General features: G+C 48.8%; 14 protein-coding genes and 1 tRNA gene. 6 read left to right on the top strand and 9 right to left on the bottom strand.

What is annotated here, in order from left to right:
• Position 1 precedes the first annotated feature (1 nt).
• Genes QGG23_01600 through QGG23_01585 form a run of 4 tightly spaced genes read left to right on the top strand, consistent with a single transcriptional unit; the run spans position 2 to position 2,577 of the window.
• On the top strand, positions 2-427 hold the full coding sequence (locus QGG23_01600; GenBank protein ID MDP6048133.1) for a molybdenum cofactor biosynthesis protein MoaE: 426 nt from the start codon (positions 2-4) through the stop codon (positions 425-427).
• Positions 411-863: a cyclic pyranopterin monophosphate synthase MoaC gene (gene moaC, locus QGG23_01595; GenBank protein ID MDP6048132.1), complete on the top strand. Its 453-nt coding sequence runs from the start codon at positions 411-413 to the stop codon at positions 861-863. Before QGG23_01600 ends, moaC begins: the two co-directional genes overlap by 17 nt.
• Entirely contained in the window at positions 860-1,363 is a 504-nt protein-coding gene (locus QGG23_01590; protein MDP6048131.1) for a MogA/MoaB family molybdenum cofactor biosynthesis protein, read from the top strand. The genes moaC and QGG23_01590 overlap by 4 nt, the downstream gene beginning before the upstream one ends.
• Complete coding sequence (locus QGG23_01585; GenBank protein ID MDP6048130.1) at positions 1,360-2,577, top strand: molybdopterin molybdotransferase MoeA; 1,218 nt, start codon at positions 1,360-1,362, stop codon at positions 2,575-2,577. The genes QGG23_01590 and QGG23_01585 overlap by 4 nt, the downstream gene beginning before the upstream one ends.
• Before the next feature lie 15 nt (positions 2,578-2,592).
• Here QGG23_01585 and QGG23_01580 read toward each other — a convergent pair whose 3' ends face one another.
• The 4 genes from QGG23_01580 to QGG23_01565 all read right to left on the bottom strand — a co-directional run bounded on the left by QGG23_01580 (position 2,593) and on the right by QGG23_01565 (position 5,553).
• On the bottom strand, positions 2,593-3,837 hold the full coding sequence (locus QGG23_01580; protein ID MDP6048129.1) for an MFS transporter: 1,245 nt from the start codon (positions 3,835-3,837) through the stop codon (positions 2,593-2,595).
• A 560-nt stretch (positions 3,838-4,397) separates the two neighbouring features.
• Positions 4,398-4,799 carry a hypothetical protein gene (locus tag QGG23_01575; protein MDP6048128.1) on the bottom strand — a complete coding sequence of 134 codons (402 nt, stop codon included), beginning with the start codon at positions 4,797-4,799 and terminating at the stop codon, positions 4,398-4,400.
• Between the two features lie 313 nt (positions 4,800-5,112).
• Positions 5,113-5,427 (bottom strand): hypothetical protein, encoded by a 315-nt coding sequence (locus QGG23_01570; GenBank protein ID MDP6048127.1) that lies wholly within the window; start codon positions 5,425-5,427, stop codon positions 5,113-5,115.
• A 47-nt stretch (positions 5,428-5,474) separates the two neighbouring features.
• Positions 5,475-5,553 (bottom strand) — tRNA-Glu (locus QGG23_01565).
• A 188-nt stretch (positions 5,554-5,741) separates the two neighbouring features.
• On the opposite strand from QGG23_01565, the gene QGG23_01560 reads away from it, so the two are divergent.
• Both QGG23_01560 and QGG23_01555 read left to right on the top strand, forming a co-directional pair.
• Positions 5,742-7,289, top strand: coding sequence for a nitrite/sulfite reductase (locus QGG23_01560; protein ID MDP6048126.1), 1,548 nt, complete (start codon positions 5,742-5,744; stop codon positions 7,287-7,289).
• A complete protein-coding gene (locus tag QGG23_01555) occupies positions 7,286-7,573 on the top strand; it encodes a sulfurtransferase TusA family protein (GenBank protein ID MDP6048125.1) in 288 nt (95 codons plus the stop codon). The genes QGG23_01560 and QGG23_01555 overlap by 4 nt, the downstream gene beginning before the upstream one ends.
• Before the next feature lie 12 nt (positions 7,574-7,585).
• Here the strand turns inward: QGG23_01555 and QGG23_01550 are convergent, their stop codons facing one another.
• From QGG23_01550 to QGG23_01530, 5 genes are all read right to left on the bottom strand, one after another.
• Positions 7,586-8,476: a DUF4438 domain-containing protein gene (locus QGG23_01550; protein ID MDP6048124.1), complete on the bottom strand. Its 891-nt coding sequence runs from the start codon at positions 8,474-8,476 to the stop codon at positions 7,586-7,588.
• 86 nt (positions 8,477-8,562) lie between these two features.
• Positions 8,563-10,209 (bottom strand): thermosome subunit beta, encoded by a 1,647-nt coding sequence (gene thsB, locus QGG23_01545; GenBank protein MDP6048123.1) that lies wholly within the window; start codon positions 10,207-10,209, stop codon positions 8,563-8,565.
• 187 nt (positions 10,210-10,396) lie between these two features.
• Positions 10,397-11,116 (bottom strand): amidohydrolase family protein, encoded by a 720-nt coding sequence (locus QGG23_01540; protein ID MDP6048122.1) that lies wholly within the window; start codon positions 11,114-11,116, stop codon positions 10,397-10,399.
• A complete protein-coding gene (locus QGG23_01535) occupies positions 11,113-11,910 on the bottom strand; it encodes an amidohydrolase family protein (protein ID MDP6048121.1) in 798 nt (265 codons plus the stop codon). Before QGG23_01535 ends, QGG23_01540 begins: the two co-directional genes overlap by 4 nt.
• A 136-nt stretch (positions 11,911-12,046) precedes the next feature.
• Positions 12,047-13,015 (bottom strand): acetamidase/formamidase family protein, encoded by a 969-nt coding sequence (locus tag QGG23_01530; protein MDP6048120.1) that lies wholly within the window; start codon positions 13,013-13,015, stop codon positions 12,047-12,049.
• Positions 13,016-13,123 lie beyond the last annotated feature (108 nt).

Below are 13,123 nucleotides of genomic sequence, written 5' to 3'. Positions count from 1 at the left end.
CATGATCAAGGTAACGAGTGAAAAGTTCTCTATTGATGAGATCGTCGGGAGCATCAGATCCGGAGGAATTGGAGCTATAGTTACATTTGTCGGAACTGTAAGGGATAATTCAAAGGGAAGGGAAGTAGACCGAATCGAGATCCAGGTCTACAAGGATATGGCGATTAAACAGCTCCAGGCCATCAGGGAGGAGGCTATAGCAAAGTATAGGATAGAAGAGGTCGCCATCGTCCATAGATATGGGAGATTAAACGTCTCTAATAACATCATGATGATCGCAGTGGGGGCGGGACACAGGCCTGAAGCTTTCGAGGCTTGCCGATACATCCTAGAGGCCATAAAGGAGAAGGTGCCCCTATGGAAGAAGGAGGTCACATCAGAGGGAGATTACTGGATAGAGGGAAAAGAGTATGAACAAACGGAATAACCCAATCAAGATGATCGATATCTCCGATAAGAAAGTCGTCCACCGGGAGGCAGTGGCAACTGGGAGGATAAACCTCAGAGGAGACACGATAGAGAAGATCAGGTCAGGAAGAATCAAGAAGGGAGATCCCTTACCAACTGCAGAGGTCGCCTGCATTCTCGCAGTCAAGAAAACGCCAGACATTCTACCCTTGTGCCACCCGATTCCTATCACATCCGTGGATGCCGAGTTCCAGATAAAAGAGAATTATATAGAGGCACGGTGTCGCGTCGCGGCGGATTATAAGACGGGGGTAGAGATGGAGGCTCTAACGGGTGTAAGCGTGGCTCTCCTCACCCTCTGGGACATGGTAAAATATCTGGAGAAGGACACGGCCGGACAGTACCCCTCGACGATTATCACAGACGTGATGGTCATGGAGAAGAGAAAGCATTGAAGTTAGAAGAGCATAGGAGAGACCAGAAGGTCAAGGCAGTTGTAGCACTAATAGTTACCAGCGACTCTAGGACGATGGAATCCGATGAGACTGGGAAGAACGCGGTCCACCTTCTCGAGGAGGCCGGACACAGGGTGTCCTCCCATGTTATCGTCCCCAATGATACCAGCAAGATCCACGAGATGTATACGCGATTCCTTATTGATCCAGAGGTCCAAGTTATTATTACCAGCGGGGGAACTGGCATCAGCTCCAAGGATAAGACCGTTGCCACAGTCTCCTCAACCTTAGAGAAACTCATTCCAGGATTCGGGGAACTCTTCAGGCGCCTCAGCTTCGAGGAGATCGGTCACGCGGCAATGTCCAGCAGGGCTACTGCGGGCACCATTCACGGAAAACTGATCTTCTGCCTCCCAGGATCCAAGGGAGCAATGGAGACCGCACTCAGGGAGATCATACTTCCCTCACTAGGTCACATGTTATGGGAGCTGAACAGATGACTGGAATGAAGCCCTTCAAAACCCTCCTGTCACGAATGGAGGCACTTGAGAGGATAGAGAGAAACATTGGTAGGGTTGGTAGAATAGAGGAGATCCCCATTGAGAGTGCAGGGGCTAGGATCCTAGCCGAGAATGTTGTAGCGGATTTTTTCGTGCCTCCCTTCAAAAGGTCTGCTATGGATGGCTACGCCGTGAGGGCCGAGGATACCTACACCGCATCCAGTTTAACATCTAGTCGGTTAAAACTGATAGGCGTGCAACACGCGGGAGAGCTCTTTGAGGGAATAGTCAAGAAGGGGGAATGCGTCCAGGTTGCAACCGGGAGCCCCGTTCCTGAAGGGAGTGACGCCGTTGTCATGGTTGAGTTCACAAAACTCGAAGGAGACTATGTTGAGATTGAGAAGCCGGCCTATCCGAGTGCGAACACCACCCCTATAGGGGAGGATATCAAGAAGGGGGACACTGTCATCGAGTTGGGGGAGATCCTGACCCCTGCAAAGGTAGGCGCCCTTGCAGCCCTCAACCGGGGAACTATCAGAGTCTATGAGAAGCCACGGGTAGCTATATTTTCAACCGGCTCGGAAATCAAACCTCTGGGAACAGAGCTCTTACCGAGCCAGATATACGACATGAATTCATATACCCTTACATCGATAGCCTCCAGCAATGGCTGCGAACCTGTCCTAAAAGGGATTGTCCCAGACGACAAGGAAAGCATCAAGTCGTCTATTATCGATGCCGCGAGCCACGATATTGGCATCTTCTCTGGCGGGAGTTCCGTTGGTGTCCGAGATCTCTTTGGCGAGATTGTGGAGGAGATGGGAGAGGTCCTATTCCACGGCCTTCAAGTTAAACCCGGAAAACCTACACTCTTCGGCATGGTCCAGGGAACTCCCATTTTCGGGATGCCGGGGTATCCCACCTCCTGCCTAAGCAACGCCTACATTTTTCTGACTCCAGCCCTCAGGATGATGGCCAGGCTACCTCCTGAACATTCGAGAAAACTGGTCGCAAGGATGAGCACGCGATTCGTCTCCTCGTCCGGGAGGGAGCAGTTCCTTACAGTTAAGGTTAGGAACGGTACAGCTTTTCCAGCTTTTAAAAAGTCCGGGACGATAACTAGCATGGTATACGCAGACGGCTACATCATACTCCCGGTAAACCTAGACGTTATTGAAAAGGGAGCTGAGGTCGAAGTCACGCTGTTCAACTAGAGAGGACTTGATTACCTAGTTATTCTCCTTTATACAATCCGACTGTTGAAAAAAGATCTTATATAGTAAACCGTTCGCGACCAGGAACCCTGCGCCAATCATAAACGGCAGGGAGAGGCTTATCGCCTCGAACATATATCCAGCAATGGTGGGTGCCACTGATCTCATGGTCATCCTGGCGAAGCTGCTAACGCCTATGGCGGTCGCAATCTCATCTGGGGGGACGAGGGTGGTGGCAAAGGTTTGGCGGATAGGCATGGTGAACATTATGGCGATTCTAAGGGAAATCATGAGCACTACAGCGATTGGAAACCACGGAGTCACTGAGAAGGCCACAGCTAGGATTCCCGTGATGATTCGGGACCCTACCAATGATTGGATCTTCCCAAATCTATCGACGACTTCGGGGATGAGTCCAAAACTAAAGACGCTTAGGAACCGAGTCGCTGCGAAGATAGGCCCTAAAACCTCCCCTGAAACGCCGAATTTAATATAAAAGTATAGTGGTAAAAGGGAGTCAATGAATCCCCATCCAAGTCCGCTTGTGATCCTCACGATCGAGAAACGGACAATTACCCTCCAGTCACTCACGTTCAAGAATTTTCGTCCGGTTTCCACTACCTCCTTCTTCGTTCTGGAGTCTTTCAAGGGGAGGACGAAGATTATGGATAACAATGAGCCGAAGGCTCCAATCCAGAAAAGTAGCGCATGGGCTCTGATGATATCAACGCCCCATATTTTCTGAAAGAACACCGGAAGTCCTGCTAACATAGAACCGGCCGTAGCTGCGAGAGCATTGGTCACCGCAATAGTACTAAAGATCTGCGGACGATCCACGACCTTGGATTTATCTGAAATATAAGCAGAGACTACGGGTTGTCCAGCTCCTGCTCCCTCCCCTAACGCCCCCACACCTTGGCCAAGGGCTAGGAACCAGAAATCTGAGCTTATTGCGAAGATAACCAAGCGCAGAGATGCAAAGATCCCTCCAAGAATAAAAAAAACTTTACGGCTGAATCGGTCTGAGAGGTGACCGATCACTATATAGTGGAGGGCACTCACGAATGTTGCGATAGAGAGAAGAAACCCTATCTGGACCGGGCTGAAGCCTAGGATGGCGAAGTAGATTGCTCGCACTACCTGAAGGAAGCCCATAGAGAGCCGCCGGGAAGCCATGGAATAGACAAGTAATCGCAGGTCCTTGTCGAAGCTCTTAGGAAACTGAAGGGGGATCCACCCTGAACCGATTCTTTTCATCATAATCCTCTGAGGCGTTTACTCGCTAGAATAAGACTCCGTAAATTTTAAGCCCTTTCTAACTAGACATCAGATACTAGCAGATCTCAATAAAAAACCGAGTCCCAAGCTCTAGACTTAGCGCCCCATGACTTATAGGGATCAAAAAGAAGCGAGGGTCTCCCCTTGGATAAAGGCAGGTTGAAAGACCGATTCGCATTTTCCCTATATTGAGCGAAAACCCTCGGCAGCTCGCCACGCAGCCCATAGGGACCGTTTTTGAGATATCAGCAATCTCCGTATCGCATAAATAGACGGGGCCCACCTCAGGTGGATTAATGTCGGTATGAACTCCTAGCCAGCCATAATAGGGGAACCCTCCGTCCAGGACTCCTGGGGCGCCGCCTACTTCACACTGCAATCCCAACTGAGAAGCCCCACTGATCTCGACCTCCGCATACTCAGCTTTGCTTTGTAAAACAAGACATTCAAGAATCCCCAGTTTAGGTACATTCCCAATCTCCTGGAGTCTCTCGAAGTGTAGGCCGCCCCTTGCGCGCAAGGGATCTTCCAGTCTTCTCACCTCAAGATGGATATGGGGCTGTTGAGTAGCCAAAGTAACCAGACCGGATAAGGGTTCCCAGGGTCTGCCCTGTCTCTAGGACGTCCCCTTCCTGGACGCAGGGCTCGGCATGGAGAATCTTGACGAGTCGCCGGGGGTTCTCCCGGCTCTCCACGAAGATGACGGTATCGTGGCCGTGGTCTATGAAGCGACTGGCCTGGGGGACCTTCAACTTCCTGATGAGGGTTACCCTGCCTGAGACGGGGGAGGCAACAATATCTCCGAATCCCTTCCCGGGGTAGATATCTATGCCTGTAGAGAGCCGGTGAGCGGGGTACGGGCTGTTGTAGAAGGCGTATCGCCCCTCTGAGGGGCAAAACACGGTCACTCCATTGGCCCTAGCTACGGGTATATGCATCTCCAAGTGTTATCCCTCACCTGATTCGGACTCACTTTTCGCTCATAAGTTCCGGCAAAGGGAGCACGTAGAACCTAAGGGTATGAATGATCTCCTCAAGGGTGATAGGATCATCCGCCATATGGTCCTCACTCCTGGGCTATAGTTCGTAACGGGTTTAAAGTTACGTGTGACAGTCCACGGAGTCCTCTTCAGGAGGTAGGTCCAGGTAGAAGTAGATAATGGGCTACTTAGTTGCCCCATTTTACAAGACCACAAAGCTAATCTTTTTGTAGACGGGCTTGACGACCTCCACGTCGAGGCCATTCTTTGCGCACTCCTAGGCCATGAGGAGATCCATCTTAGACTCACTAGGGATGATCCGGTTCTCAACAAGCCTCGACATAAAGGCAATGATATCATCTCCGTGAGCATCCTTGCCTCCCTCTGAAATATTTGCATCCTGGGCATGAATATTTCTAGCCTTCTGCCCATTAAGAATTTTTGTGGGAAGGATCAGGCGGCTAGTTTCCCGATGATTAGATATGCGTTCGATGGACACAATATGGTCGTTATGGTCTAACGGACGGGAAGCTAGTCTTACTCCGGTCATATGACCATGTGATAAACGGGAGGCTAGGTCGATTATAAACAATTATCAGGGCCCTCCATAGGCCTCAAAAAACTTTTCTAGATTGAACGTGGTGCTCCCGCCGGGATTTGAACCCGGGATCTCGGGCTCGAGAGGCCCGCATCCTTGGCCGGACTAGACGACGGGAGCACAGGTTAACCAGACTATCATCGCCTGAAATAAAAATATTGCATAAGAGTTGTGTAGAATTAATCCACCATCTTGTCTGTTGAAACCCAAAATGGCTAGAGTAATAAAGCTATATATTTAGCGCTATGAACTCTATTCCGTACACCATTAATAATTAATGCTAAAAGATAGCAATCGAGTCAAGAAAGATGTTTGGACAAAAAAGGGAACAAACGAGAATCATATCAGAAATAGAAAAGTTTTCCACACGATTTTCCCTAGGTAGAGATAGCAATCCCTTCAACTCCACGGGTTCTCCGCATTTCCTTCGCGTAAAGATCCCCGGGGGTTTTCTGACCTCAAATCAGTTCCGTCGGATTGCGGAGATATCTGAGTTATATGGAAAGGGTAAAATAGAGATTACTAATCGCCAGGGCATCCAGCTCCACTGGATTGAGGCTGATGAGGCTCTCGAGGTGTTCCGTGAATTGGATCAGATTGGGTTCAACACGGATATGTGTGGACAGGGCTTTAGGGGAGCTGGTCATGGAGACGTGAGAAACGTTGTGTGCTGCCCAGCCTCTGGGGTCGAGGAGGATGAGGTGCTGGACGGGCGCCCCCTGATGAAGAAGCTTACCAAGTTCTTTAACGGGAACACCGACTTCTTAGATATGCCAAAAAAGTTCAAAATATCGATCTCCGGATGCGGTCATGACTGTACTCGGGCCCAGATAAACGATCTCGCCTTCATCGCAGTAAAGAAAAACGCTGAAGCAGGCTACACACCTCTCTTGGGGGGCAGCACGGGAAGGACCCAGCCAGGTCCTCGACTTGCTCAGCCCACGGGAATCTTCATCCGGCCTGAGGATGCCTTTAACTTTGCCGTCGCCACAGCTGAGCTGTTCAGAGACAACGGGAACCGAGAAAGCAAGGCAAAAGCACGTTTTAAGTGGCTTCTCCACGAATGGGGACTCGAAAAGTTCCTATTAGTCCTCGAGACGAAACTTGGATTAAGTTTTGAGGAATACATTGGGCCCATCTTTAACGGCAGGGGGGAGCACTTTGGTATAAATCCCCAAAGCCAAAAAGGGCATCACTACGTCACTATCCCTGTCTTAGGGGGGCGACTCACGAGCAGAGAGATGATTGAGTTTTCTCGGCTTGCAGATGAATACGGTTCGGGAGAGTTGAGACTGACTCCATCTCAGAACATCATTATCCCCCATGTAGTGGATAGTGAACCTCTGGTAAGAGTCCTTGAAGAGATGGGATTTCACTTCAGCGTTCCTAATATCCATTGGATGGGGATGGGATGCGCCTCGGATTTCTGTGGCAAGTCCCAGAGCCCACATGCAAAGGAGATTGTGAAAAGACTTACGGCTCACCTTGAGGAAGTGTTCGAAGTCACATTCCTAGATTCTGCAGATTTCGTTCTTCACTCCAGCGGCTGCCCTAATAACTGCTGTCCAAGCAACATCGCGGAGATAGGTCTCCTAGGAAAATCGGCAAGAAAGGACGGTCAGATGGTCCAAGTCTACGATATTCTCCTTGGGGGTGGATTCGGCCCAGAGCCAGTTTTCGGGAGGCGTATCCTACGAAGCGTTCAACATGAGGAGCTCGGCTCTAGGATCGAATCGCTCCTACGAAAATACAGGGAAAACCGAGTTCCAGAGGAGAAATTAAAGGAGTTCTGCTTGCGCCACACTGAGGCGGAGCTAGAAGAATATCTAAAGATCACTGAGGTAGAGATAAAATGACGAGTCAAGACGAAAATTCAAGGCTTACCAAACTCGAAGACGGACTATACTCTATAGACGTCACGGGGCTTGTGTGCCCCTATCCCCAGCTCCTGGCACAGGGTGCTCTGGAGGACCTCTCTTCAGATGACGTCCTCGAGGTTGTCCTTGATAACCCTCCATCAGTAAAGGACATCCCTGAAGCTCTTGAGAAACGGGGGTATAATACGGAGGTCGCTCCGTTCGACGGGACGGAATGGAAGATCGTTGTTCGAAAAAAGTTCGATGAGACAAACGTACCTTGAAATGGGACGGGGCTAAAGGTCATCTCTGAGTCCAAGAATTTTTGCTATGTTGGCATTAGCATCAATCACGGGTTTAATAATACCTGTTTTCGATGTGAAGAGGGTCGTTGTCCCTGGTCCATGGCCGGCACTGATGCAGTCGCTGTGGGTCACGATACTCACGCTCATGGCGCCCTTTCTGTAGATCCGGCCGTAACTGTGGTCGGCGTTGACAATCGCGACCAAGTCCCCCAGCCTAAGGTCCTCAAGGCCAAATTCTTTTACAGTCTCCTCACAGAACAATGTGATATCATAGTCTCCTGATGAGACATGACTCCGTCCCAGCCCCGACCCCATGACGGCCGCGGGCACCATATGGGTAACTGGGATCTCCAGCTTCCCACTAGAGACATCGGCATTAATGGCCTCCAAAAATCTGGGGCTGAGATTATAGGTTCTTACTTCTGGAAGGTCAAGAAGTTTGAGCCCCACCCCGTAAGCCTTAATCATGACCTTGTCCTCAATTACGAGCTTCTCCATGATCTCTGGTTGAAAATCGGTCATCACATGCTCGATGCCCCCATGCTTCCCTACAACGGTGCCTTTCTCCCCCTTGGCATCTCCCGTAACCACGGTTGCCTCGTTCCCAACACAGCTCAACACGTTTAGGGCCCTGCTTTGGGCGTGGGGCATCCTGGAGTCTGAGACCCTGTTCTCTAGGCTTACACCGGGTTCTACGTGATCTGCCATCCAACCCGTTGCAAGGTCACCTACCCTCACGTTGTAGGTGATCCCCCCCACCCCGGGGAGGATCATGGGTTCTCCGTTGGCAGAGACCTTGTAGACGGCGGCGCCCACCACAGGGCTAACTACCTCGCCGATAACTGACATCTTTACTAGCTTATCCTTGTTTGTTTTCAACAAAAGCTACACCTAGATTCCAATGAACCATAATAGTAGTTAAAAAGAAAAAGTGTTCGGGTTAAAAACCCGATTATCTAAGGTCGGTGCTACATGTCATCCATGTCGGGCATGTCACCGGGGGGACCACCTGGGCCGCCCATACCGCCCGCTGGGGAAGTTGCGGCAACAACGTCGTCAATCCTTAGTATCATAGAGGACACCTCAACTGCCGACTTTACTGCCTGGAGCTTTACAGCCATAGGCTCGACCACGCCTTGCTCGAGCATGTCGATGACTCCTTCGTCATAAACGTTGACCCCCATAGCTGATCCCCCCTTCTTATCGTGGGCTGCTTTGATGGCAACCATAGAATCGAGGATATCAAGCCCTGCATTCTCAGCCAGAGTCTTGGGGATAACCTCAAGGGCGTCCGCGAATGCCTCAATAGCGAGTTGCTCTCTGCCCCCAATCTGGGTCGCGTGGGATCGTACGGCCTTTGAAAGTTCCATTTCAATGGCTCCACCTCCAGGAACCATCTTGGGAAGCTCTGCAACGTCACTGATAACAAAGAGTGCATCATTCAGGGCCCGCTCGGCTTCGTCAATCATACGCTCAAGTCCCGCACGGATGAAGATTGCGACGGCCCTAGGGTCATCGCAACCCTCTACGAAGATCATCTTGTCATCCCCCACTTTCCTTTCCTCGACGATCTCGCAGGACCCCAGATCGGCATCCTTGAGGTCGCTAAGGTTGGAAACGATTTTGGCGCCTGTTGCCTTGGCCAGCTTTTCCATATCGGATTTCTTAACCCGCCTCGCAGCGAGCACACCAGCCTTAGCTAAGTAATGCTGGGCGACATCGTCTATACCCTTCTGGGCGAAGAGTATTTTTGCACCGCTTGATACGATATAGTCCACCTTTGCCTTTAGCATTTCAGATTCCTGGTTAAGGAATGCCTTGATAGCATCAGGGCTCCGGATCCGGATTTCGGCGTCGAACTCTGTCTTTTCCACCTCGATAGCGGCGTCGATAAGGGCGATCTTTGGATTTTCCACCTTCTTAGGCATCCCATCATGGACTGCCTCCTTGTCAATGATGATGCCCTTAACGAGCTTCGTCTCATTCAGGCTCTTTCCTTCTTTCTTGACGATCTGAACGTTTTCTACGTCAGCAATGATCTCACCGTTCCTTTCTTCGATAATCTGTAATATAGCGTCAATAACAATGCCGGAAAGGTGGTCCCTGACATTAGAGACCGTCTTGCTCCTCATAGAAGTGTTCGCGAGTTTCATGAGGGTCTCCCTGTCGTCGAGATCAACATCAATTGCCAGATTTTCGAGTTTGACTAGAGCTTTTTCAGATGCCTTTTGATATCCTGCGATGATGATGGATGGATGGATATTCTGCTCTAATAGTTCCTGAGCCTTCTTTAGGAGCTCCCCGGCGAAAATCACAGCAGTAGTGGTTCCGTCACCAACCTCATCGTCTTGGGTCTTAGCGACCTCAATCATCATCTTCGCGGCAGGGTGTTGAACATCGATCTCTTCGAGCACGGTGGCGCCGTCATTGGTGATGGTGATATCCCCGAGACTGTCAATGAGCATCTTATCCATACCCCTTGGTCCCAAGGTCGTCTTGAGCACCTCGGCGATGACCTGCGCTGCAGTCATGTTCGACTTTCGGGCGTCGCGACCACGGCTCCGCTCAGTCCCTTCTTTCAAAATCAAGATAGGTTGTCTTGTCAAATATGCCATTTTATCTTCTCCAAATTAGATTCAAGTACGAAATTCAGCTATAATTGGAATATAAAGGTTTTCTTCTTTCTGGATATCCATGGTGTTTATTTAGAATTTAAGTTAATTAAACATATATCGCGCGCGAGTGAAAAAAATCCATTTTGGATATTCACATCTTGCTGTTTAGTCTTCGTCTTTCTTTATGTTAGATGTCTAAATGTAAAAAGAATGAAGCATTTTTGCCTAATATTAACTCCTTCTGATACCAGGTGAGTTCGGGAGAACCCTTTATTTTATTCATCTCGTGGTGGATCATTCCACTTGGTGTATTTGATCCCATCAAGATTCTATGTGCCCCAAGGGGGTGTAGAAGTTTTGTCATATCTTGGCCTAGCTCAAAAACGGCTGTATCAAGGTAAACATTGTTATATTTTTTTGCAATGTAATAGGCATCCCGATACATACTGCTCAGTATAAATTGTACTCTTGAGAATTTTTGAAGCAGCATCTCAAATGCCCCAATTCCTATTGGGGCATCTTTCTGATCCGAGTGGATCCAAACCTTGAAGCCAAGTAAATATGCACATTCTATTACTTCGTGGGTTTGTCGGTCCCCGAATCTGGGTCCAAAACGGAGGTCTATCACTACTCCCTTGAAGCCCTGCTCTCTATATTCGTGCATTAACTCTATCTTTGTAGGGAGCTTTGGATTCATTGAGAAGAATCCAACGAATCGTTCTGGATAAAGTTTGATTGCTTCAAACACTAACTTGTTCTGATTGATCACATCGGGATTACTGAGGAACGGGAAAACGGTGGCGCTATCTACGTTATTTTCATCCATCTCACTCAGGAGCTCGTCTATTCTACGCTCTCTTTGATAGATCGGGTCATATCCAATATGATTGTGGCAATCGTGAATCAAAGTGTTAACCCCACTGATTTAAGCAGTTGACGTGCATTTGTTCCTAATATCTTGACCATTATTTCATCTGGGAGGTTCAGCTGTGTCACTCTGTCCATTTCTTCTTGAGGCATCGTTTCTTCGTATCCCTTTATCGTATCTGAAGCGAACATCAGCCGGTCTGGACTAACGTCATTAATAAATGAGCAAATGTTCTTGGGATGAATGACGGCGCTTGTGTCCACATAGATATTATCGTTATTTTTCGCGACACCTAGCGCTTCATGGCTCTGGGTCAGACCAAAGTGCTGCATGACAATTTTTGTGTCAGGGAATTGTTGAAGGAGGTCTCCAAGTATTGATGGATTTGTCCAATATGACCAATCACTATGGAGAACTGGGAGTATTCCGAGGTCTTCTACCTCCTTAAATATTTTAATGGCCAGGGGGCTGTTTGCGGGAACGTGAACTGAAGAGAATTTTATCTTGACTATCCGTAGCCCCTTCTTTGTCACTCTGTTTAATTCATCGATTGCCCTATCATCCCAGCTGGGGTCGATTAAGCAAGCACCAATAAACCTATCCGGATATTTTTCGACCACATTTAGGATATAATCGTTTTCACGTTTCATCGCATCCATAGACTCACTATGCAAAGATCTGAACGTAAAAATAACGGCCTTGTCAATATATGGAACGCATTTATCCATTTTTTTAAGAAATTGTTCTGCTGTTAGTATGAATTCTCGTGTCCCTGGCCATTGAAGTTTGATCCATTGCTTGTCAGGTAGTGAATTACTCAAATGTACATGCATATCTATAATCAGATTGAACCACCTTGACCCGATGAAGATACTTTTCACTTCTGTAATATTTTATACTTATCCCTTTACCGCGCAAAAATAATAGTAAGATAATAACGCTGCAACAGTGTGCGTGAAAAAAACTCTTTCAGGTTTTAAAAGTCTGTCCAATAATCGTCTTCTCCAAGAGACCGTGGATTCCTTTGACACCGTTAACAGTCTGGGTAATGTGGAAGTCCACTGCGATGCTTGATAGCATGTAGGCGTCGTCCTCTGCCATACCCTGGTGTTCTGTCAGATAGTCTATTGTGTTGTGAATAGCCATCTTAGTGGCTTTGTATAGGTCCCTATGGAAACCCATTGTGATAATGTGGGTGGGGGTCTCAGCCATTGGCCATTTTAACCGCATGTCCTTTCTTAAATAAAGTCGGATAGTGCCCGTAAGGCTGGTCTCAATCGCGGTGCCAGAGACCTCTCCGTCCCCCTGGAGGGCGTGTCCGTCTCCTAGGGAGAGGAGGGCCCCCTCAGCGTGGACGGGGAGATAAATTTTGGAACCTTGGATTAATTCCTTGTTATCCATATTTCCGCCATGAATCCCTGGGGGCCCACTATTTATTCGGCCGCTTGTGGGCGGAGGAGCTACGCCTATAGAGCCGAAGAAAGGCTTCAACGAGGCCCTAGCTCCCCCAGGGAGCTCAGCTGTAATTTTCTTTGTATCGAATCGTATAATTTTGGTTTTCGCGTAGGGAAAGCGGTAGGGGATAGTCCCCGATTCCGGCCTAAAGGCGGTGTACCCGAAGGCAAGGAGGGGTTTTATATCCACAATCTCTACCTCCAAGACATCCTGAGGCTTTGCGCTTTTAACGAAGATTGGACCCGTAAGGGTGTGCGCTCCTGGCCCCCGAGATGTTTCAGTCTCCAAGGCCCTGATGAATTCCAGAGGTATCTCATCTTGCGTGAGCCCAAAGGGAGTAAAATCGGTGCCATGTCCTTTTGGGAGGCCTATTGTATTGATCTTTATGGTGTCACCGGGGTCCACGTTTAGGACGGGTTCGAGGGAGGCGTCATAATGACCCCAGTGGATGGTCTTGGGGCTCACTTTGAGCTCGTGTAACATAGAGAATACGTCCAAAGTTTTAGTTATAAGAGTTGTACCGCCATAGAGAACAGCAAAGTTAATTTGGTTTGAAGAGTAAAAAAACCTGAAACTAAGTTGCTATGATTC

This window comes from Candidatus Bathyarchaeota archaeon (assembly GCA_030739585.1).
Classification (GTDB): Archaea; Thermoproteota; Bathyarchaeia; order TCS64; family TCS64.
This window is presented reverse-complemented; position numbering and strand designations above follow the sequence as displayed.

Excerpts from the sequence above, each read along its gene's own strand:
- QGG23_01600 (MDP6048133.1), top strand. The coding sequence starts at position 2 with ATGATCAAGGTAACGAGTGAAAAGTTCTCTATTGATGAGATCGTCGGG.
- moaC (MDP6048132.1), top strand. The coding sequence starts at position 411 with ATGAACAAACGGAATAACCCAATCAAGATGATCGATATCTCCGATAAG.
- QGG23_01585 (MDP6048130.1), top strand. The coding sequence starts at position 1,360 with ATGACTGGAATGAAGCCCTTCAAAACCCTCCTGTCACGAATGGAGGCA.
- QGG23_01580 (MDP6048129.1), bottom strand. The coding sequence starts at position 3,837 with ATGATGAAAAGAATCGGTTCAGGGTGGATCCCCCTTCAGTTTCCTAAG.
- QGG23_01560 (MDP6048126.1), top strand. The coding sequence starts at position 5,742 with ATGTTTGGACAAAAAAGGGAACAAACGAGAATCATATCAGAAATAGAA.
- QGG23_01555 (MDP6048125.1), top strand. The coding sequence starts at position 7,286 with ATGACGAGTCAAGACGAAAATTCAAGGCTTACCAAACTCGAAGACGGA.
- thsB (MDP6048123.1), bottom strand. The coding sequence starts at position 10,209 with ATGGCATATTTGACAAGACAACCTATCTTGATTTTGAAAGAAGGGACT.
- QGG23_01535 (MDP6048121.1), bottom strand. The coding sequence starts at position 11,910 with ATGCATGTACATTTGAGTAATTCACTACCTGACAAGCAATGGATCAAA.
- QGG23_01530 (MDP6048120.1), bottom strand. The coding sequence starts at position 13,015 with ATGTTACACGAGCTCAAAGTGAGCCCCAAGACCATCCACTGGGGTCAT.